The sequence below is a fragment of the Pseudomonas sp. 11/12A genome, assembly GCF_000800055.1.
GTDB lineage: Bacteria > Pseudomonadota > Gammaproteobacteria > Pseudomonadales > Pseudomonadaceae > Aquipseudomonas > Aquipseudomonas mohnii.
In genome coordinates this window covers 602530-622374 of the sequence record NZ_JUGV01000001.1, presented here as the reverse complement: position 1 = coordinate 622374, position 19845 = coordinate 602530, and the positions used below count along the sequence as shown (strand labels likewise).

The following is a 19845-nucleotide window of genomic DNA, read 5'->3' as shown; positions in this document are numbered from 1 at the left end:
CGGCGCATGGGCAACATCCTATTGAAGCTGACCGGACAGTGTCAAGAATGACGCGCAACAAAAAGGCCCGCTCGAAGCGGGCCTTATTCGTTGAGCCAGAGCGGTCAGCCGGCGATGGCGCGGTCGGCTGACAGCTTGCCGGCGCCTTCGATCATCACGGCGATGCTGCCACCCAACAACGCCAGGGCGAACTCATAACCGTTGTTAGCCATAAACAGACCGTTGTGGATATGCACCGAGAAGATGGCGACCAGCGACAGAAAGGTCAGGCCCAGTGCCGCCGGACGAACCAACAACCCGATGATCAAGGCCAGGCCGGCGAAAAACTCAGTGCCGCCCGCCAGTGTCGCCATCAGATAGCCCGGCGCCAGACCGATGCTTTCCATGTACTGTGCAGTGCCGGCCAGGCCATAACCGCCAAACGCGCCGAAGAGTTTCTGCGAGCCGTGGGCAGCGAAGATGATGCCGACAAAAATTCGCAGAACGGTCAGGCCGTAGCCAGCGCGGGTAGACAGAACCTTGTTAATCAGTGTGCTCATGCTGCGTCATCCTTAGAGAGTATGGGTGGGTTGGCCGCTATATTAATCAGTAAATTTCATGTTAAAAGCGCAAAAAATCCGCCATAACAATCAGCTTATTCGATCACTTTCGTAGGGCAACCTTCTGCCCCTGGGGCTCCAACGACTCCCGCTCCCGATCGAACGCCAAGTAATACTTGTTCACACTATTAACATAGCTGACAGGTCCCATCCCCACCTGCTCCATGGCAATGCGTTCAACCTGAAAAAACCATTGATTCGGATTCAACCCTCGACGCCGCGCCTCGGCGCGCATCCCCTGGACCCGCTCCGGACCGATGTTGTAGGCCGCCAGTACAAACGCCATGCGCTCACGTTCGTTGAGTTTCGGGCTGGAGAAGAACTTGCGGCGAATCATCGCCAGGTACTTGGCGCTGGCCTGCACGTTCGCATCCAGATCCTGAATATTGTTGACCCCTACCCGCTGAGCCGCGGACGGCGTGATCTGCATCAGGCCCGTCGGCCCGCCACCACCTCGAGACGAGGGCTGCAAGGCGGACTCCTTGAACGCCAGTGCCGCCAGGTTCAGCCAGTCGATGCCTTGGGCATCCGCGTGTTTCTGCAGCACCGGTCGAAGCTGTTCCAGGCGCTGCCGGTGAGCCTTGGCCAATGGATCGTGCACTTGATACAGGCGCCGATAGATCCGCAGGAAAGCGACATCCTGGTCCGACGGCTTCTTGTAAGTGGTCAGGAAGCGATCGATGCTGGCCCGCAACATCGACGCATCGCGGCGCACGAACCAGAACTCCTCGCCGGGATTGCGGATGTGCACCTGACGATCGAAACGCAACTTCGGCAGAATTTTGCCCCAACGTTCGGCGATCGGTTGTTCGACGATGGTCAGGTGAAAAATCCCGCCCTGAACCATTTCCAGCACATCCTCGACCGCCAGGGTCGGATCGACCCATTCGATCTTCACTGGCGGCAGTTTGTGCAAGGCGAGTTTCTGATTGATCTGGCTGACGGCGTCCCCGGCGGCGCTGCCGGTGGGCAAGGCCAGGGTTTTACCCGAGAGTTGTTCGAGACGGGTGTAGCTGCGCTCGCCTTTTCTGCCGACCAGTACCAGCGGAATACCGCTGGCAATCGGTTGACTTGTGCTGACGGCTTGGCCCGCTTGCATATCGAGTAGTTCCCCTGGAGCCACCACATCCCCTTCGCCACGCTGCAACGCGCCGAGCAATTGATCCTTGGCTTTGGGAATGATCTTCAGGGTGATTGCCTGACCGTCACGGGCATACCCATTGAGGTATTGCTCGAAGGCGCGCAAGCGATGGTACTCGACGCCGATGGCCTGGCCCTGGACTTCGCCGGAGCTGTTGCGGCTCTGGTTGACCAGCACCCGCAGGACGCGACTGCTGCGGATTTCCGTCAGGTCACGCACCTTACCCGCCGGAGCGGCTTGCAGCGGCCCGGGCAGACGCGCAACCGCCGGCATCGGCAGTAGCAGCGAACAACACAGCAGTAGCAAAACCGAGGAACGCTTCATCCACTCTCCGGAAAGAATTCGGGTTGATCCCATGAGTTTTTTCATGAAATCAAACGAAAAAAACAGAGCGCCTGAAGCGCTGGCAACGGGCGAAAGACTGGCACAGTGATAGCACACTAACCACTCCATCCTGGCTCGCGGCATCAAAAGACAGCTTTAACTCGTTGTAGTTCTTGGCTTTTCTTATAAATCGACAGCTCTGATATGCTTTCCGGCCTTTGGTCCGAGGTAGCACCATGCAACTCATCGATATCGGCGTCAACCTGACCAACCCCAGTTTCGCCGACAAACACCAGGCTGTACTCGAGCGCGCCTACGCCGCCGGCGTCTGCCAATTGGTGCTCACCGGCACCAGCGTCGAGGGCAGCGAACAGGCGCTGGAGTTGTGCCAACAACTGGATGAAAGCGCTCAACGGCTGTTCGCCACCGCCGGTATTCACCCCCATTCGGCCAGCGACTGGAATGCAGACAGCGCCCGGCGTCTGCGCAGTTTGCTCAAGGAACCGAACGTGGTTGCCGTGGGCGAATGCGGACTGGACTTCAATCGCGACTTCTCTCCGCGCCCGCAGCAGGAAAAAGTCCTCGAGGAGCATCTGGCGCTGGCAGTCGAATTGCAATTGCCCGTGTTCCTTCACGAGCGCGACGCCAGCCAGCGTTTGCTGGACATCCTGCGCGACTTCCGCGATCAACTACCCGCCGCCGTGGTGCATTGCTTCACCGGCGAACGCAAGGCGCTGTTCAGTTACCTCGACCTGGACTTGCACATCGGTATCACCGGCTGGATCTGCGACGAACGCCGAGGCACTCATTTGCATCCGCTGGTGAAAGAGATCAAGCGCGGACGCCTGATGCTGGAAAGCGATGCCCCCTATCTACTGCCACGCAGCCTGCGACCCAAGCCAAAGAACGGTCGCAATGAACCGGCCTATCTGACGGAAGTGCTGCGCGAAGTGGCGTTGCATCGCGCAGAGAGCCTGAAAGATTTGGCCGCCCACACGACCGCCTGTGCACGGGCGTTCTATGGTCTGCCTTCCATCCCGGAATAAAACACACCTCCGGTGGGAACAAGTTTGCCCACAGGGTAAAGGGGTGACCCATTGACGCATGTCAACATTCGTCAACCTGCATAGCGGCACAATACTGGCACCTTGCCAATGCTGTTTCCGCTATCAGAGAAAACCTCCATGGGTGCCTGGCTTAGCAATATTTCGCTGAAATACAAATTCTGGGCGGTCAATGCCGTCGCCTTCGTCACCACGCTGCTGCTGGTGCTGTACGCCGTGCAGCTCGAACAGCAAGCCCGGATTCAGACCGCCCAGGCATCGGCCCAGGCCCAGGCTCGATTGCTCAGCGCCTGGCCCGTGGGGCAGCCACTCCCGAAAGCGGACAATGTACTGACCTCCGATCGCGGGCATGCCCCGCAGCTCAACGGGCAGCCTGTGCTGGAACTGACCGATGCCAAGGGCTGGGTCGAGATCGACAGCATGCCGTTGTTCGGTGACAACCTGCTCATTGGCGCCGAGGTATTGACTCGAGCTGATGGTCAGCAGGTCGCGGTGATTGCCCATGGCCCGAGCCTCAGCCAGGTATTCAGCGAGCGTTTTGCCAACTACGCGGTCGCCGTGTTCATCCTGATGCTGGCGATGCTTGGCGCTTCGCAACTGCTGATCCGCTTCCTGCTCAGCCAGCTCAACACCTTGAAAGACGTGATGCTCCACGTCGAAAAAACCGGCGACCTCTCGGCCCGTGTCCCACTGGCGTGCAGCGACGAAGTCGGGCAAATGGCCAATGCCTTCAACGCCATGCAGGCCGGCTATCAACGGGTGGTCAACACCGTCGCCAATACCGCCCGGCAACTGGATGACGGCGCCGCGCGGCTGGCGTCGAGCATGAATGACGTGCGCCAGGGCATGCTCGGCCAGCAAAGCGAAACCGATCAGGCCGCCACGGCGATCAATGAAATGACCGCCACCGTCTACCATATCGCCCAGCACGCGGGCGCCACCCGTGACCTCTCGCAATCGGCCGACACCCTGGCCGGCAGCGGGCATGAAGTAGTGATGCGCGTGCAGAAGTCGATTGCCGGGTTGTCGACCGGGGTGCAGCAGACCGCCGAAATGATTCAGCGCCTGGCCGAGGACAGTCAAAAAATCAATGGTGTGGTCAATGTGATTCACAGCATTGCCGAGCAGACCAACCTGCTGGCGTTAAACGCTGCGATTGAGGCGGCCCGGGCCGGTGAAATGGGTCGTGGATTTGCCGTGGTCGCCGATGAGGTACGCAACCTGGCCAAACGCGTGCAGACCTCCACGGACGAAATCACCGTGATGGTGTCCGCGCTGCAGGCCGGGACCCGGGATGCCGTGGACTTCATGCAGGAAAGCTCGTTCAAGGCCGACGACTGCGTGCAACAGGCGCAGGAAGCCGGCGCGGCGCTGGCGGAAATCACCGGCGCGGTGGCGCAAATGCGTGAAAGCAATACGCAGATCGCGGTGGCGGCCGAGCAGCAGAGTCAGGTGGCGGAGGAGATGAACCGGGCGGTGGTGAGCATTCGCGATGTCACCGAGAACACGGTGCGGCAAACCGTCAATTCGGCAACGACCAGCAATGACCTGGCGGCGTTGGCCGGGGAGTTGAGCAGGGCCATAGGGCAACTCAAGCTCTAAGGGACTCATCGCGAGCAGGCTCGCTCCCACAGGGAATAATCAGCGGCCACAGGTTGTGGTCTGACAGAACGCCATTGTGGGAGTGAACTGGCTCGCGAAGAGGCTGGCCCGCTCAGCATCAATATTGACCATGACCTCTATCACCTCCATAGCCAACCTTGATTCGCCGCCCGCATCAGCCAGACCTATCCTTTATTCATGTGTTCAACATGGATCGAGGATAAACATCATGGGTAAACGTCACCCCAACCTTCCCGCCTGGCAATGGCGCGCCTACCCGAACAATCATCAGCATCCGACCAATCTGGTGTTACACCTGATTGCCGTGCCGCTGTTCATCCTGGGGTTCCTGTTGATTGTTACCGGGGTGTTCGGCTTGAGTTTCGTGAACATCGCCATCGGCGTGATCGGCCTGTTGGCCGCGCTGGCCTTGCAACGTCACGGTCACAGCCTGGAGGCGCAAGCGTCCGAGCCGTTCAGTGATCGCAAGGATGCCGTCTCGCGCCTGCTGGTCGAGCAGTTCCTGACATTCCCACGGTTTTTCTTCAGCGGCGGCTGGTGGCGCGCCTGGCGGGAGCGCCACCGCCGTCATTGATCAGGCGAACACCGTCACGGTCTGCCGGCTCATGGCAATCAACCGCCCCCGCGCATCCCACAGGTTCGCGGCGGCATGGCCGTAGCCGTCGGCGGCGTGTTCGGTTTCGACGAGGTATTTGCACCAGTCCAGGGTGCTCAATTCGAGCAACGGCTGCACGAACTCGATGGTCCAGGTCAGGGTGCTGCCCATCGCCGGCTTCTTCAGAAACGGCATCAGCGCCGGCGGCCAGGCGTCGACCAGTGCCAGGATGTGCGACTCCGTGACCGCCTCTTCCTTCACATCGCCACGCAAGCGCACCCAGCCGCCCATCTCACGGGATGTGTTGCCAGTGAAGGGCAGCCCGCCGACACTCCAGCGCATCGCCAGGTGCCGCATGAATTCCGGGGTCACGCCCTTGACGTAGGGCAGCTCCTGGCAGTCATCCCAGTGTTTCATTTCCGGGGCCGGTTGCGCCGTCACCGCCACTTCCGAAGGCCGCGAGGCGCCGAAACTGCCCTGGATCAAAGTCACCACCTGCCCCTTCTGCATCGCCCGGCCCAGCACCTGGCTGACGGCTTTGCCTTCACGCAACACATCGACTTCGAAACTGACCGGCACCTCCGGTTCGACCGGACCTACGAAGGTGATCGCCAGCGAACGCACCTGCCGATCCGCTGGCACCCTGGCGCGCATGGCTTCGTATTGCAAGGCAGCCACCAGACCACCGAAGCTGGCTCGCCCCTGTGCCCACTCAGCCGGAATCGACAACGCCAGGGGCTGGCGGCGGACGGCGTCAAGCAAATCGGAAAAACGCATGCAAACCTCAAGGGCAGGAAAAGGATCAGAGAATCTTAACCAGCCGGCGCGTCGGCCACAGTGATGATTACCGCCAAAGTGCACGACAGATAAGCCGTGCAGGAGGGCCGGGGAACAGTCAGGATTTGAAGCAGGCCTTGCTGAACTTGTCCAGGACACGATCAGCACGGTGCTCTGCCTTGACCATGGTGGTTTTCCAGACCGCGACACAAGGATGCAAATCCGCCTCCTGCTCGGCCCTGACCAGCCATTGCCAGCAATCGTGCCAATCGCCCAATGCCGCCTGGGCCGATCTCAGCCTGGGCAACGCCGCCTTCGGCAAACGGTCCAGCTCGGGGTAAGCTTCGATGCCATAGCGCACTCGCTTGATCAGCAGGCGCAAACGATGGCGGTCGTGGGCAGGATCGTGCAGCGCCTCGTCGAGTTTCTTCCACTGCTTGGCCAGGCGCGTGACGATACGCTTGCGCAGGCCCTTGAGCAGATCCTGACGCTGGGCGGCCCGCAGGAAGCGCGGAAAGGCATCGAGAATTATCAGCAGTTGGTTGAGCTCGGGGCTTGCGGCCACTGCGGGATAGGCTTCGTCCATCTGCGCCATGCGTCGCTGAGCCGCTTCGGGTTGATCGTGCTGGAGCAAATACGCCGCCAGCACTTCGCGATCACGCAAGGGGGTGGTCAGGTCGCCGACCGCGGACGCTGCCGCTTCCAGCTGTTCGACACCGGGCAAGCCACGCAAGGGGCGTAACAGGCTGCGCATGCGGCGCACCGTGGTACGCAGATCGTGCAGCGCTTCCGGATCGGTGCGGGCACTCAGGCGAGCCTGACAGGCCAGCAGACGAACCTCCAGCCCTAAAACCTGCGCCACCAACCGATCAATCAAGTCAGACATCGCTTGCTCCTTGAATCGAACTTCCCCAATGACCTTACATCATGCCTCAACGCCCCGCCCGTGACTCACGAATATAGAACCGGGCCTTCTCAGCCTTTTTGGTGCAACCTTCGAATCCTTCGAATTGCTGCTGGGTCTTGGCGGCGGTCAACAGCGACAAGGCCTTGGAGTAACTGACGGTCCCGGCGAAACCCTCGGCTTTGGCCAAGTCCAGTTCATGCCACGCCGCATCGAGGTTGCTGCCACAACTATCGCGGTACGCGGTTTTTCCGGCGCAACCGGCCAGTGCCAGGGCAATCAAAGGCACACAAATCCAGGCTTTCATCACTCACACCTCAACGATAGGTAAACAATTGTGCAGGTAGGACGGCCTGGGGCATGAAAAGTGCCGTCCATCGCCACAGCAAACTATAGCGTTCGAGAGAATAACCATCTGCCGCCATGGAGTATCGAAATAACGACGCGTTGACCCATCGAGCGACCTTAACGATTGAAGCACGCCCCTCGATGGGTGCATTGTTGAACCATTGAAAACGAGGGCGATTCATGAAGAAGCGTGTCGCACTGGTACTGGGCTCAGGTGGAGCCCGCGGCTATGCCCATATTGGCGTTATTGAAGAGATCGAGCGGCGTGGCTACGACATCGCCTGCGTCGCCGGTTGCTCCATGGGCGCGGTGGTGGGTGGCATTTATGCCGCTGGCAAACTCAAGGAGTATCGCGACTGGATCGAGAGCCTGGATTACCTCGACGTATTGCGTCTGGTGGACGTCAGTTTTCGCCTGGGGGCGATTCGTGGAGAAAAGGTCTTCGGACGGATCCGCAAGATTGTCGGCGAGATCAATATCGAAGAGCTGCGCATCCCCTACACGGCGGTGGCCACCGACCTGACCAACCAGCAGGAAATCTGGTTCCAGGAAGGTTGCCTGCACCAGGCCATGCGGGCTTCGGCGGCAATTCCCAGCCTGTTTACCCCGGTGATGCAAGGCAATCGCATGCTGGTGGATGGCGGCATTCTCAACCCGCTGCCGATCGTGCCAGTGGTGTCGAGCCATTGCGATTTGATCATCGCGGTTAACCTCAACTCCACCAACCAGCGCCATTACCAACTGCCGGTGATCCAGCGGCCCGCCGCGTTCAAAAGCCGCTTCGACAGCCTGATCAATTCCCTCGGTTCGAAGTTGCCGTTCCGGCGCAAGCAGGCCGAACAATTGTTGCTGCTGGAAAAAGAAGCGTTGATGGCCGAAGCGGCCGAGATCAACCCCTGGATCGAATCCGCCGAACCCGAAGCCCAGCAACCGGCTGCTGCGCCGGAACGCGACGGAGCACCGAAGTCAGCCACCGGTTCATTCATCATCGACAACGTCGGGCCGGCGTCGTTGCTGGATTTGATCAACCAGAGTTTCGAGGTGATGCAGACGTCCCTGGCGCAGTACAAGATTGCCGGGTACCCGCCGGACATCCTGATCAACGTGCCGAAGCGGGTGTGCCGGTTTTTCGAGTTTTACAAGGCGCCGGAGCTGATCGCGCTGGGACGGGAGATTGCGCGGGATACGCTGGATCGGTATGAGAGCGAGCGCGAGTCCTGAGATTTCTCGAGTCGACGCAATGGCCTCATCGCTGGCAAGCCAGCTCCCACAAGTTCAGTGGCCTTCACAAATGTTGTGTTCAGCTCAAGCCTGTGGGAGCCGGGCTTGCCCGCGATGGGGCCCGATCAGCCAGAACCTGCCTGAAGACCACCCTCACTCAACAACCGATACCCCACTCCCGCCTCAGTCACGATGAACCGCGGCTGGGTCGGATCATCCGCCAGCTTCTGCCGCAAATGCCCAACCACGATTCGCAAATAGTGGCTGTCCTCGGTGTGGGTCGGTCCCCAAATGTCCTTGAGCAATTGCTGCTGGGTGATGACCCGCCCCGGATGCCGCGCCAGTTGCGCCAGCACCGCGTACTCCTTACGGGTCAGCGCAACTTCGGCGCCCTCGAGCAATACCCGGCGATAGGCCAGGTCCACGGTGAGTGGACCGAAGGTCAGTGCCGCTTGCTGAGCTTCACCCGCCGGCGCCTGGCGTAACAACGCACGTATTCGCGCCAGAAACTCCTGAATGCCGAACGGCTTGGTCACGTAGTCGTTGGCGCCGCCATCCAGCGCTTCGACTTTCTGCCCTTCGCCGGCGCGTACCGAGAGCACCAGCACCGGCACCGTCGACCACTCGCGGAATTCGCGCAGCACTTGTTGGCCATCCATGTCCGGCAGCCCAAGGTCGAGCACCAACAGGTCCGGTTTGTTCAAGGCTGCCTGGGCCAGGCCTTCGGTGCCAGTGCCGGCCTCCAGCACTTTGTAGCCCTGGGAAGCGAGGCTGATACGCAGGAATTTGCGGATCTGCGGTTCATCGTCGATGACCAAAATGGTCGTGGTCTGGCTCATGGTTTCCGGTCGCGACATAGAGAGTTCCAAAGAGTATCAGGCTTCACTTTCAGCGCTCACTTTCAAAGGCAGGCTGTTCCTGCAACGGCAAGTGCAAGGTAATGCAGGTGCCACGCCCTTCGATGCCGTCGGCGACGCTGATACGACCGCCATGGGCGCCCACCATGCCCTGACAGATCGCCAGCCCCAGCCCCGTGCCCTGCCCGCCGCGATCACCGCGCGCGGCGGTGTAGAACATGTCGAAAATCTTCGATCGCTCAGCTTCGGGAATGCCCGGTCCTTCATCGCTTACCGAGAAAAACAGCTCTTGGTCAGCGACACCGGCGCGCAATTGCAGACGGCCATGCAACGGCGAAAACCGCGCGGCGTTTTCCAGCACGTTGATCAGTGCCTGTTCGATCAGTGCGGCGTGGACATACAGCAGCGGCAACTCGGCCGGCATCTCGACACTGACCTGCAACGGCGCCAGCACTGCACGCAGGCGATTGAGTGAACTGCCGACAATGTCGGCCGGCGACACCCAGTCCCGCGCCAGCTTCAAGGCACCGTGACCGAGGCGAGTCATGTCCAGCAGGTTTTGAATATAACGGTCCAGGCGCTCGGCTTCATCGCGGGTGCCTTCGAGCAATTCGCGGCGATCCTCCAGCGGGATCGCTTCTCCGAGGGCCAACAAGCTGTCGATGCTGCCGCGCATGGAAGTCAGGGGCGTGCGTAAATCGTGGGACACCGAGGCCAGCAAGGCGCTGCGCAGTTGTTCGGTCTCGCCGTGCAGCCGTGCGGCTTCCAGATCATCGGCCAATTGCGCGCGAGCCAGAGCCTGGGCCAACGGTTGACTCAACGCGGTCAACAAACGCCGACGCTGGCCGCTCAAGGTCTGGCCTTCCTTGGCGCACACGCCGAGCAGCGCCAGCGGTCCATCCTCCACCGACAATGGCCACCACCACCAGCGCCCAAACGGCAGCGTACCGGTGCCGGCACCCGCCGGTTGATCGTGTTGCCAGGCCCAATCGGCGGCGGCGCGTTCGGCCTCGGTAAACTCCAGCGGACCACCGGTTTCGACTTTCCAGCCGCTTTGACCGTCGCGATTGAGCAGGCACAGTTGCAGGTCACTCCAGCCGTTGAGGTGCTGGGCGGCGGCGCTGATCACGGCCTGACGGTCAGTGGCGGCGGTGAGTTTGCGTGACAGGTCGAGCAACTCGGTGGTTTCTTCCTGGGTATCGCGCAAGGCCTGCAACTGTCGGCGCTGGCGCGCCGCGAGGTTGCCCGTGAGGGCCGCCATCAGCAGGAAGAACAATAAGGTGAGCACGTCTTCTTCGCGCTGGATGCTGAAGGAAAAATTCGGCGGAATGAACAGGAAGTCATAGGTCAGAAACGACAACGCAGCACAGGCCAGCGCCGGCCCGAGACTGCTGCGCACCGCCACCAGCAACACGGCGGCGAGGAACACCAGCGAGATATTGGGCAATGGCAGGACACTCGCCACGGCCCATGCCAACGCACTGGCCAAAATCGTTGCCACGACAGCGAGCGCATAGTCGAACCAGACCAGCGCATGCGCCGGATGTTGTCGGGGCGGATTTTTTTCTTCGTCACTGTCGAGGACGTTGATTTCCAACCCTCGCGCATCGCGCAACAAGCGTGCCGCCAGACCACCACCCAACAACCGCCGACGCAGTCGCGGCCGGGACTGGCCGACCAGTACCAGGCTGGCACGGCGCTCAGCCGCATGCTGGATCAGGGTTTTCGCAACCTCGCCGGCACGCAGCAGCACCACTTCGCCGCCCAGGCGTTCGGCCAGTTGCTGGGCGCTTTGCAGGCAAAGGCGTGATTGCTCGTCACGCACGCTGCCGTTGTCCACATGCACCAGGCTCCAGGGCAGATGCCGTCGCTGGGCGACGCGGCTGGCGTGGCGCACCAGGCGCTCGGCCTGGGCATCGCCGTCAACGCCCACCAGCAGGCGCCCCCGTACGGCCGGCGCGGCTTGACCCAGTTGGCGATACCCCTGGGCCAGATCGTTATCGACCTGGGCCGCCGCGGTTTGCATCGCCAGTTCACGCAGGGCAGTGAGGTTGGTCTGGGTGAAAAATGCGTCGATGGCGGCTCGCGCCTGCTCCGGCACGTAGACCTTGCCGTCGCGCAGACGCTCGAGCAGTTCCCGTGGCGGCAGGTCGATCAACAGCAGCTCGTAGGCCTCTTGCAGCACCCAGTCCGGCAAGGTCTCGCGAACCTGCACGCCGGTAATGCCGCGCACCTGATCGTTGAGGCTTTCCAGGTGCTGGACGTTGACCGTGGTGAACACGTCGATGCCGGCAGCGAGCAATTCCTGAATGTCCTGCCAGCGTTTAGCGTGGCGACTGCCGGGGGCGTTGCTGTGGGCCAGTTCGTCGACCAGCACCAGCTTCGGTTTGGCCGCGAGCAGACCGTCGAGGTCCATCTCTTCGAGCATCACGCCCCGGTACTCCGAGCGCACCAGCGGTTGTTGCGGCAAGCCGCCGAGCAACGCTTCGGTTTCGGCGCGACCATGGGTTTCGACGACGCCGGCAATGACTTTCACGCCCTGGCGCAGTTGGGTGTGCGCTGCTTGCAACATGGCGTAGGTCTTGCCGACACCGGGTGCTGCACCGAGGAAAACCTTGAGTCGGCCACGGCCATCCCGGGGCAGGTCTGCTAACAGCGCGTCGGCGCGGCCGGAGTCGCTCATGTTTGAAGCTCTCTTTTTTCAGGTGTTGATGTGGTGATTGTTCAGCTGCCATCGCTAGCAGGCTAGCTCCCACAGGGATTGCTGACTTCCTGTGGGAGCTAGCCTGCTAGCGATTGACGCCGCCACCGATCTACAGTTTTTCCAACGCCATATTCAGCGCCAACACATTCACCACCGGCGGCCCCACCAGCGGCTGCTCGATGTGCGCATTCATCAATTGCTCAAGCGTAGACACCGGGACGTTGCGCGCTGCCGCGACACGCGCCAGTTGATAGGCAATCGCCGCCGGTGGCAAGTGTGGATCGAGACCACTGCCGGAGGTGGTAATCAGCGCCAACGGCACCGGGCCCTGACCGGGTATGAGCAGTTTATTGGCATCGTCGATCACCCGAGTGGCCAGCGCCGGGTTGCTCGGCGACAGGTTGCTGGCACTGCTCGACACGGTGGCAAATGCACCGGCCGATGGCCGTGGGTGGAACCAGGCGTCGCCGACGAAATCCTGGGCGATCAGCGCAGAGCCCCGGACCTTGCCCTGGGCATCGCGCACCAGGCTGCCATTGGCCTGATCCGGGAATGCAACCTGGGCCACGCCAGTGACCACCAAGGGGTAAGCCACGCCGGTGATCAGGGTCATCAAAACCAACAGGCTCAAGGCCGGACGTATCATTGTGGACATTTCAAAATCCTCGAATTCGCAGGAAAACCTGTAGGAGCGAGCTTGCTCGCGATGGATCTGAAGGCGCCGCGCTTTGTCAGAAAGGGCGCGTTATCGTTGACCACCATCGCGAGCGGGCTCGCTCCTACAGTAGGGGGTGCCAGATCAAACCAGATGCAACGCCGTCAACAGCATGTCGATCGCCTTGATGCCCACGAACGGCACCAGGATTCCGCCCAGCCCGTAGATCAGCAGATTGCGTCGCAACAATGCCGCGGCACTGGCCGCCTGGACTCGTACACCGCGCAACGCCAGCGGAATCAGCACCACGATGATCAAGGCGTTGAACACGATCGCCGAGAGAATCGCGCTCTGCGGGCTGCTCAGGTGCATCACGTTCAACACGCCCAGTTGCGGGTAGATCGCGGCAAACAGCGCCGGCAAAATCGCGAAGTACTTGGCCACGTCGTTGGCGATGGAGAAGGTCGTCAGCGCACCGCGGGTCACCAGCAATTCCTTACCGATCTGCACCACGTCCAGCAGCTTGGTCGGGTCGCTGTCGAGGTCGACCATGTTCGCCGCTTCACGGGCGGCTTGCGTGCCGTCGTTCATCGCCATACCGACATCCGCCTGGGCCAGGGCCGGGGCGTCGTTGGCGCCGTCGCCGCACATGGCGACCAGGCGGCCATCGTTCTGCTCGTGACGAATGCGCGCCAGTTTTTTCTCCGGCGTGGCTTCGGCCAGCACGTCATCCACGCCCGCTTCGGCGGCAATCGCCGCAGCGGTCAGCGGGTTGTCGCCGGTCACCATGACCGTGCGAATCCCCAGTTTGCGCAGCTCGGCGAAACGCTCGCGGATGCCGGGCTTGACCACGTCCTTAAGGTGGATCGCGCCGAGCAGTTTGCCGTCGGCACAGACCAGCAACGGGGTGCCGCCGCTCTGGGCGATCTTGTCGATTTCCCGCGACAGGGACGGGGCGAGCTCGGCGCGTTTCTGGCCAACGAACGCGAGCAGCGAATCCACCGCCCCCTTGCGGTACACGCGACCTTGATAGTCGACACCCGACAGGCGCGTTTCGGCGCTGAACGGCACGCCGGTGAGCAACTCAGCCCTCGGTTCGGGTTGTGGATGCAGGGCACGCAGGAATTCGACTATGGATTTGCCTTCGGCGGTGTCATCGGCCAGCGAGGCGAACAACGCACCTTCGGCCAGCTCTTTCGAGCTGACGCCCGGGGCGGCGTATACCGCCGTGCAACGACGGTTACCGAAGGTGATGGTGCCGGTCTTGTCCAGCAAAAGGACGTGCACGTCCCCCGCCGCTTCCACGGCGCGACCGGACTTGGCAATCACGTTCAGACGCACCAGGCGATCCATCCCGGCAATACCAATGGCCGACAACAGACCGCCGATGGTGGTCGGAATCAGCGTGACCAATAACGCCACCAGGAACACCAGCGGCAGGCTGCCGTTGGCGAAGTGGGCGAACGGCTGCAAGGTGACGACCACCAGCAGGAAGATCAGGGTCAGGCCGATCAGGAGAATGTCGAGGGCCACTTCGTTCGGGGTTTTCTGGCGTTTTGCGCCTTCGACCAGAGCGATCATGCGGTCCAGGGTCGATTCGCCCGGGTTGGCGGTGATCTTCACCAACAGCCAGTCAGACACCAGCCGTGTGTTGCCGGTGACGGCCGAGCGGTCGCCGCCGGACTCGCGGATCACCGGCGCGGACTCACCGGTAATCGCCGCCTCGTTGACCGCGGCGATGCCTTCGACCACCTCGCCGTCACCGGGGATCATCTCCCCCGCTTCGACGCGCACCACATCGCCCTTGCGCAGGCTGGTGGCCGGCACCACTTGAAAGGTGCCATTGCTGGTTTTACGGCGAGCGCTGAGGCCTTCACTGCCGGCCTTGAGACTGTCGGCGCGCGCCTTGCCACGACCTTCGGCCAGAGCTTCGGCAAAGTTGGCGAACAGTACGGTGAACCACAGCCACACGGCGATTTGCGCGGCGACGAAGGTCGGCACCGCCGTGTCTGGAATGAAGCACAGCACGGTGGTCAGGATCGCCGTCAGTTCGACCACCAGCATCACGGGCGCACGCTGCAACTGGCGTGGGTCGAGCTTGACGAAGGCTTGCACCAGCGCCGGGCGCCAGAGCGCCGAGATTGCGGTTTTCGGTTGCTCCGGCGCTTTCGCGGCGACGGTTTTGGTTACGGGCATATTCATCAAATAGTCCTCAGAAACCCATGCTCAAGTGTTCAGCGATTGGACCCAGCGCCAAGGTCGGCAGGAAGGTCAAACCACCTACCAGCAAAATGGTCACGGTCAGCAGGGTCACGAACAGTGGGCCGTGGGTCGGGAAGCTGTTCTGGCTGATCGGTGCGGTTTTCTTCATCGCCAGGCTGCCGGCCAGGGCCAGTACCGGGAGGATGTAGCCGAAGCGACCGATCAACATGCCCAGGCCCAGCATCAGGTTATGAAATGGCGTGTTGGCGCTAAAGCCACCGAACGCGGAACCGTTGTTGGCGCTGGCCGAGGTGTAGGCATAAAGCAACTGACTGAAACCGTGGGCACCCGGGTTGCTCACTGCTGCTACCGGGCCTGGCAGGCTGGCGGCAATCGCGCCGAGCACCAGCACGCCGATCGGCATGACCATCAAAGTCACCACCAACAGCTGCACTTCCCTGGCCTGCAGTTTCTTGCCGAGGTACTCCGGGGTGCGCCCAATCATCAGGCCCGCCAGGAATACCGCGATCAACACGTTAAGCAACATGCCGTAGAGCCCGGCGCCCACACCGCCGAAGATCACTTCGCCGACCATCATGTTGACCAGCGCGACCATGCCACTCAGCGGGTTAAGGCTGTCGTGCATGCCGTTGACCGAGCCGTTGGACGCGGCAGTGGTGGTCACCGACCACAGCACAGTGGCGGTGGTGCCGAAGCGCGCTTCCTTGCCTTCCAGCGGTGCGGTCTGCTCGACGGCGACGTTGTTCAGGGTCGGGTTCGGTTGGTATTCAGCCCACAGCGAGGTGGCGCCGCCGATCAGGAACAGCGCCAACATGCAGGCGATGATCGCGCGGCTCTGACGCAGGTCTTTCACGTAGTGGCCGAAGGTAAACACCAGCGCTACCGGGATCAGGATGATCGACGCCAGCTCGAACAGATTGCTCCACGCCGTCGGGTTCTCGAACGGATGCGCCGAGTTGACGCCGAAGAAGCCACCACCGTTGGTACCCAATTGTTTGATCGCAATCTGGCTGGCAGCAGGACCGAGCGGGATCACCTGATCGACGCCTTGCATGGTCACGGCATTCACATACTGCGCGAAGGTTTGCGGCACACCCTGCCAGACAAGGTACAGCGCCAGCAGCAAGCACATCGGCAACAAGCCGTAGAGGGTGGCGCGGGTCATGTCGACCCAGAAGTTACCGAGGCTTTTGGTCGACTTGCGGCCAATGCCACGGCACAGCGCAACCAGCACGGCCAGGCCGGTGGCGGCGCTGACGAAGTTCTGCACGGTGAGGCCGACCATCTGGCTCAGGTAGCTCAACGACGCTTCGCCGCTGTAGGACTGCCAGTTGGTGTTGGTCATGAAGCTGATGGCGGTGTTGAACGCCAACGTCCACTCCTGACCCGGCAGGTTTTGCGGGTTGAGCGGCAGATGGTCCTGGAACACCAGGATCAAGAACAGCAGCAAGAAGCCTGCGAGGTTGAAGGCGAGCAAGGCCAGTGCGTACTTCTGCCAGCTCTGTTCGGCCTGCGGATCGACCCCCGCCACCCGATAACAGCCACGCTCGACCGGGCCGAGGATCGGCGTCAACCAGGTGCGCTGACCTTCCATGACCTTGTAGTAGAAGCGTCCGAGAAACGGCGCCGGGACCAATACCAAGGCAAAAAACGCGAGGATCAGCCAATAGTCATAACTGTGCATAGCCGCTCCTAGTTCCGGTCCGCGCGCAACAGCGCAACCAACAGATAAATGAACAGCCCCACTGCCAGCAGCAGTGACACCCCGTCCAGAACGCTCATGGAAATTCTCCGTGTTACGGCGCATTGCCGCGTGTGGAGTCATTGTCGACAGGGAGGCTGTAAAGGAACGAGATCGAGGGGTGTGGCGGGGCATAAAGAAAGTGTAAAGAGTGGGTTTATGGCTTTGTTACAGCGGTGTTCTGTCGGGCCTTATCGCGAGCAAGCTTGCCCGCGATGGCGGCATGACTGACGACGACGCTCTCATCTGGAGCAAAAAATACCGGCATACAGAGCCGAACATCCCCGATACGACAGCTTTCATCGCTTTACGACGGCAAATCACGAAATGGCACGCCCACTGCACACGCCCTCCCCCCGAGCTGTCCAATCCGTTGAGGGAGCAAACGCATGAACACACAACTCAAACCCACGCTGGGCACCCTGCACTTGTGGGGCATTGCGGTCGGGCTGGTCATTTCCGGTGAATACTTCGGCTGGAGTTATGGCTGGGGCGTGGCCGGGACGTTGGGCTTTCTGGTGACCTCATTCATGGTCGCCACCATGTACACCTGCTTCATTTTCAGCTTCACCGAGTTGACCACGGCGATTCCCCATGCCGGTGGTCCGTTTGCCTACAGTCGCCGAGCCTTCGGCGAGAAAGGCGGATTGATCGCCGGGCTGGCGACGCTGATCGAGTTCGTCTTTGCCCCGCCGGCCATCGCCCTGGCCATTGGCGCCTATCTCAACGTGCAATTTCCAGCCCTCGACCCGAAACACGCCGCGGTCGGCGCGTACATCGTCTTCATGGGCCTGAACATCCTTGGAGTGAAACTCGCGGCGACCTTCGAACTGGTGGTCTGTGTGCTGGCGGTCGCGGAACTGCTGGTGTTCATGGGTGTGGTCGCGCCGGCGTTCAGCTTCAGCAACTTCGCCCTCAATGGCTGGGCCGGTTCCAATGTGTTCGGCGCACCGGCGATTGCCGGGATGTTCGCGGCGATTCCTTTCGCCATCTGGTTCTTCCTGGCCATCGAAGGCGCAGCCATGGCCGCCGAAGAGGCCAAGGACCCGAAACGCACGATTCCCAAGGCCTACATCAGCGGGATCCTGACCCTGGTGTTACTGGCGATGGGGGTGATGTTCTTCGCCGGTGGCGTCGGCGACTGGCGCACCCTGTCGAACATCAACGACCCGCTGCCACAGGCAATGAAAACCGTGGTCGGCGAAAGCTCGGGCTGGCTGCACATGCTGGTGTGGATCGGCCTGTTCGGGCTGGTGGCGAGTTTCCACGGGATTATCCTCGGCTATTCGCGGCAATTTTTTGCACTGGCCCGCGCCGGTTACCTACCCGCCTCCCTGGCCAAACTGTCGCGTTTCCAGACACCGCACCGGGCGATCATCGCCGGCGGCGTGATCGGCATTGCAGCGATCTATAGCGATGGCCTGATCAACCTTGGCGGCATGACCCTGACGGCGGCGATGATCACCATGGCCGTGTTCGGCGCCATCGTGATGTACATCATGAGCATGCTCAGCCTGTTCAAATTACGCAAAACCGAGCCGAACCTGGAGCGCACCTTCCGCGCCCCGTGCTACCCACTGGTGCCGTTCATTGCATTGGTGCTCGCTGTGGTTTGCCTGGTGGCGATGGCGTGGTTCAACATGTTGATCGGGCTGATCTTCCTCGCATTCATGGCGGTGGGGTTCGTGTACTTCATGCTCACCGGGCAGTTACGTGCCGATGCGCCGGCGGATGCGATGTTGACCGGGCGTTAAAACAATCACGGTGCAGCTGACCTATCAGGCATAGAATGGAACCACTGCGAAAGTCATTCACTCAAAGTGGTATGCACGCACGGTTGTCGAACCTCGCCAACCGGCCTGCCTTCAAGGAGAGTCCTATGCCCTGGTATGCCTGGTTGATACTGGTAATAGCCATCGGCTCCATCGTTGGCGGTTTGATGATGCTGCGTGACACCGCCAACAAGGTCGATCTGACCGAAGAGCAACGTCGACGCGTAGCCGAGCGTAATGCGGAAGCGGACGCCAAGGATGCGCAGGACCGCTGAAAAAACCTGCTGTATCCGCGGGGTTTGTTTTTCATCGGGTAGGAGCGAGCTTGCTCGCGATGGTCGTTAACGATGACGCGTGTTTGCAGGCTAAACGCGGGCGTTCTTGAGTCCATCGTCGGAACGCCGCCCGGAGCAAGCTCGCTCCTACAGGGTGCGGGGCTATTTTTCCCAATCAGCCTTGGCAATGTGCAAGCCATGCAGCCCCTTGTAGGCCGCACGCTCAGGCTGGCTCCACCCCTCCAGCAACGATTCCTCCAACCGATAAATCTCCACGCCCAACGGACGACAAACGCTGAGCGGATCCTGCGCGTCAGGCCCCCACATGGCCAACGACAAGTCTCCGCCTGGACAGGTCGACAGTGCACACAGGAGGTCGATTTCGGCGAAAAATTCCAGGTAATCGCCCTTCTTGGCCGGACACGCTTTCATGAAGTACATGTCGTCGTGGTTCAGCCCCGTGCACTGGAAAATATTCAACACATCGTGCACATCGAACTCGGTCAGGCCGTGGGGCAGCACGGCGCGGGTCAGGTTGGAGTGGCAGTGGTGGTGAAAATCCTCGCCGGTGAGCATTTTGTTCACATAGGGATCGCAGCGGGTGCCGAGCAAATCGTGCAGTCGACCGCCATGTTCATCAATCCCGTAGCCCGCCAGGCTGTCATCGGTGATAGTCACCAGCGGCCGCAGAAACGGCAGGTTCGACCAGAGCCGGTCATGGGTGCTGACGTGTGCGCCTTGTAGCTGCCGGGTGCGCGACGCCCACAAGCGCTCGCGCGGGTCGTTGGCATTCCAGACGTTGAAATCACCCACTTGCGGCCCGACCGGTGTCGTCACGCGAAACACATGGCCGGCCGGGACTTTCCAGGCGCGGCCGGTGCGAATCGGTACTTCGAAGGACTCGATCAGCGTGCGTCCCTCCTTCTTATCACGCACCCGCTCATAAAAGGCTTTATCCACCTGCAAGGCGGAGCCTTTGCTGACTTGATAGGCCGCCGGATAGTCTTTGTACATGGCACGAA

The 19845-nt window shown here is 61.2% G+C and carries 18 protein-coding genes; 6 read left to right on the top strand and 12 right to left on the bottom strand.

All coding sequences use genetic code 11. The features are described from left to right. Positions 1-104: 104 nt before the first annotated feature. Both GQ39_RS02895 and GQ39_RS02890 read right to left on the bottom strand, forming a co-directional pair. Positions 105-539: a DoxX family protein gene (locus GQ39_RS02895; RefSeq protein WP_047527135.1), complete on the bottom strand. Its 435-nt coding sequence runs from the start codon at positions 537-539 to the stop codon at positions 105-107. A gap of 103 nt (positions 540-642) precedes the next feature. Then, positions 643-2064 (bottom strand): transglycosylase SLT domain-containing protein, encoded by a 1422-nt coding sequence (locus GQ39_RS02890; protein ID WP_047527133.1) that lies wholly within the window; start codon positions 2062-2064, stop codon positions 643-645. A gap of 236 nt (positions 2065-2300) precedes the next feature. Here GQ39_RS02890 and GQ39_RS02885 point away from each other — a divergent pair, with 236 nt between their 5' ends. From GQ39_RS02885 to GQ39_RS02875, 3 genes are all read left to right on the top strand, one after another. Then, positions 2301-3110, top strand: coding sequence for a TatD family hydrolase (locus tag GQ39_RS02885; protein ID WP_047527131.1), 810 nt, complete (start codon positions 2301-2303; stop codon positions 3108-3110). A 138-nt stretch (positions 3111-3248) separates the two neighbouring features. Further along, positions 3249-4730, top strand: coding sequence for a methyl-accepting chemotaxis protein (locus GQ39_RS02880; RefSeq protein WP_047527130.1), 1482 nt, complete (start codon positions 3249-3251; stop codon positions 4728-4730). Between the two features lie 229 nt (positions 4731-4959). Beyond that, positions 4960-5325, top strand: a complete 366-nt coding sequence (locus GQ39_RS02875; protein WP_047527128.1) for a terminase — start codon at positions 4960-4962, stop codon at positions 5323-5325. Here GQ39_RS02875 and GQ39_RS02870 read toward each other — a convergent pair whose 3' ends face one another. The 3 genes from GQ39_RS02870 to GQ39_RS02860 all read right to left on the bottom strand — a co-directional run bounded on the left by GQ39_RS02870 (position 5326) and on the right by GQ39_RS02860 (position 7334). Beyond that, entirely contained in the window at positions 5326-6123 is a 798-nt protein-coding gene (locus GQ39_RS02870) for an acyl-CoA thioesterase (RefSeq protein WP_047527127.1), read from the bottom strand. 118 nt (positions 6124-6241) lie between these two features. Further along, the gene (locus tag GQ39_RS02865; protein WP_047527126.1) at positions 6242-7009 is read right to left on the bottom strand and encodes a CHAD domain-containing protein; all 768 of its coding nucleotides are present in this window, start codon (positions 7007-7009) and stop codon (positions 6242-6244) included. A 46-nt stretch (positions 7010-7055) separates the two neighbouring features. Then, positions 7056-7334, bottom strand: coding sequence for a hypothetical protein (locus tag GQ39_RS02860; RefSeq protein WP_034150181.1), 279 nt, complete (start codon positions 7332-7334; stop codon positions 7056-7058). A gap of 221 nt (positions 7335-7555) precedes the next feature. Between GQ39_RS02860 and GQ39_RS02855 the strand changes: the two genes are divergently transcribed. After that, on the top strand, positions 7556-8596 hold the full coding sequence (locus GQ39_RS02855) for a patatin-like phospholipase family protein (protein ID WP_047527125.1): 1041 nt from the start codon (positions 7556-7558) through the stop codon (positions 8594-8596). A 125-nt stretch (positions 8597-8721) separates the two neighbouring features. On the opposite strand, the gene GQ39_RS02850 is transcribed toward GQ39_RS02855, so the two are convergent. The 6 genes from GQ39_RS02850 to kdpF all read right to left on the bottom strand — a co-directional run bounded on the left by GQ39_RS02850 (position 8722) and on the right by kdpF (position 16817). Next, a complete protein-coding gene (locus GQ39_RS02850; protein WP_047538405.1) occupies positions 8722-9435 on the bottom strand; it encodes a response regulator in 714 nt (237 codons plus the stop codon). Positions 9436-9484: 49 nt separating this feature from the next. Beyond that, positions 9485-12136: a sensor histidine kinase gene (locus GQ39_RS02845; RefSeq protein ID WP_047527124.1), complete on the bottom strand. Its 2652-nt coding sequence runs from the start codon at positions 12134-12136 to the stop codon at positions 9485-9487. A gap of 130 nt (positions 12137-12266) precedes the next feature. Next, complete coding sequence (kdpC, locus tag GQ39_RS02840; RefSeq protein ID WP_047527123.1) at positions 12267-12812, bottom strand: potassium-transporting ATPase subunit KdpC; 546 nt, start codon at positions 12810-12812, stop codon at positions 12267-12269. A gap of 144 nt (positions 12813-12956) precedes the next feature. Further along, complete coding sequence (kdpB, locus tag GQ39_RS02835; protein WP_047527122.1) at positions 12957-15014, bottom strand: potassium-transporting ATPase subunit KdpB; 2058 nt, start codon at positions 15012-15014, stop codon at positions 12957-12959. Positions 15015-15024: 10 nt separating this feature from the next. Further along, on the bottom strand, positions 15025-16719 hold the full coding sequence (gene kdpA / locus GQ39_RS02830; RefSeq protein WP_047527120.1) for a potassium-transporting ATPase subunit KdpA: 1695 nt from the start codon (positions 16717-16719) through the stop codon (positions 15025-15027). An 8-nt stretch (positions 16720-16727) separates the two neighbouring features. Next, positions 16728-16817: a K(+)-transporting ATPase subunit F gene (gene kdpF, locus GQ39_RS31195; protein WP_007899818.1), complete on the bottom strand. Its 90-nt coding sequence runs from the start codon at positions 16815-16817 to the stop codon at positions 16728-16730. 348 nt (positions 16818-17165) lie between these two features. On the opposite strand from kdpF, the gene eat reads away from it, so the two are divergent. Next, a complete protein-coding gene (gene eat / locus GQ39_RS02825; RefSeq protein WP_047527119.1) occupies positions 17166-18530 on the top strand; it encodes an ethanolamine permease in 1365 nt (454 codons plus the stop codon). A gap of 125 nt (positions 18531-18655) precedes the next feature. Continuing rightward, the gene (locus tag GQ39_RS31190) at positions 18656-18823 is read left to right on the top strand and encodes a DUF2897 family protein (protein ID WP_081997838.1); all 168 of its coding nucleotides are present in this window, start codon (positions 18656-18658) and stop codon (positions 18821-18823) included. 162 nt (positions 18824-18985) lie between these two features. Here the strand turns inward: GQ39_RS31190 and GQ39_RS02820 are convergent, their stop codons facing one another. After that, complete coding sequence (locus GQ39_RS02820; RefSeq protein WP_047527118.1) at positions 18986-19837, bottom strand: urea carboxylase-associated family protein; 852 nt, start codon at positions 19835-19837, stop codon at positions 18986-18988. Positions 19838-19845 lie beyond the last annotated feature (8 nt).

Excerpts from the sequence above, each read along its gene's own strand:
- GQ39_RS02895 (WP_047527135.1), bottom strand. The coding sequence starts at position 539 with ATGAGCACACTGATTAACAAGGTTCTGTCTACCCGCGCTGGCTACGGC.
- GQ39_RS02890 (WP_047527133.1), bottom strand. The coding sequence starts at position 2,064 with ATGAAGCGTTCCTCGGTTTTGCTACTGCTGTGTTGTTCGCTGCTACTG.
- GQ39_RS02885 (WP_047527131.1), top strand. The coding sequence starts at position 2,301 with ATGCAACTCATCGATATCGGCGTCAACCTGACCAACCCCAGTTTCGCC.
- GQ39_RS02880 (WP_047527130.1), top strand. The coding sequence starts at position 3,249 with ATGGGTGCCTGGCTTAGCAATATTTCGCTGAAATACAAATTCTGGGCG.
- GQ39_RS02875 (WP_047527128.1), top strand. The coding sequence starts at position 4,960 with ATGGGTAAACGTCACCCCAACCTTCCCGCCTGGCAATGGCGCGCCTAC.
- GQ39_RS02870 (WP_047527127.1), bottom strand. The coding sequence starts at position 6,123 with ATGCGTTTTTCCGATTTGCTTGACGCCGTCCGCCGCCAGCCCCTGGCG.
- GQ39_RS02865 (WP_047527126.1), bottom strand. The coding sequence starts at position 7,009 with ATGTCTGACTTGATTGATCGGTTGGTGGCGCAGGTTTTAGGGCTGGAG.
- GQ39_RS02860 (WP_034150181.1), bottom strand. The coding sequence starts at position 7,334 with ATGAAAGCCTGGATTTGTGTGCCTTTGATTGCCCTGGCACTGGCCGGT.
- GQ39_RS02855 (WP_047527125.1), top strand. The coding sequence starts at position 7,556 with ATGAAGAAGCGTGTCGCACTGGTACTGGGCTCAGGTGGAGCCCGCGGC.
- GQ39_RS02850 (WP_047538405.1), bottom strand. The coding sequence starts at position 9,435 with ATGAGCCAGACCACGACCATTTTGGTCATCGACGATGAACCGCAGATC.
- GQ39_RS02845 (WP_047527124.1), bottom strand. The coding sequence starts at position 12,136 with ATGAGCGACTCCGGCCGCGCCGACGCGCTGTTAGCAGACCTGCCCCGG.
- kdpC (WP_047527123.1), bottom strand. The coding sequence starts at position 12,812 with ATGTCCACAATGATACGTCCGGCCTTGAGCCTGTTGGTTTTGATGACC.
- kdpB (WP_047527122.1), bottom strand. The coding sequence starts at position 15,014 with ATGAATATGCCCGTAACCAAAACCGTCGCCGCGAAAGCGCCGGAGCAA.
- kdpA (WP_047527120.1), bottom strand. The coding sequence starts at position 16,719 with ATGCACAGTTATGACTATTGGCTGATCCTCGCGTTTTTTGCCTTGGTA.
- kdpF (WP_007899818.1), bottom strand. The coding sequence starts at position 16,817 with ATGAGCGTTCTGGACGGGGTGTCACTGCTGCTGGCAGTGGGGCTGTTC.
- eat (WP_047527119.1), top strand. The coding sequence starts at position 17,166 with ATGAACACACAACTCAAACCCACGCTGGGCACCCTGCACTTGTGGGGC.
- GQ39_RS31190 (WP_081997838.1), top strand. The coding sequence starts at position 18,656 with ATGCCCTGGTATGCCTGGTTGATACTGGTAATAGCCATCGGCTCCATC.
- GQ39_RS02820 (WP_047527118.1), bottom strand. The coding sequence starts at position 19,837 with ATGTACAAAGACTATCCGGCGGCCTATCAAGTCAGCAAAGGCTCCGCC.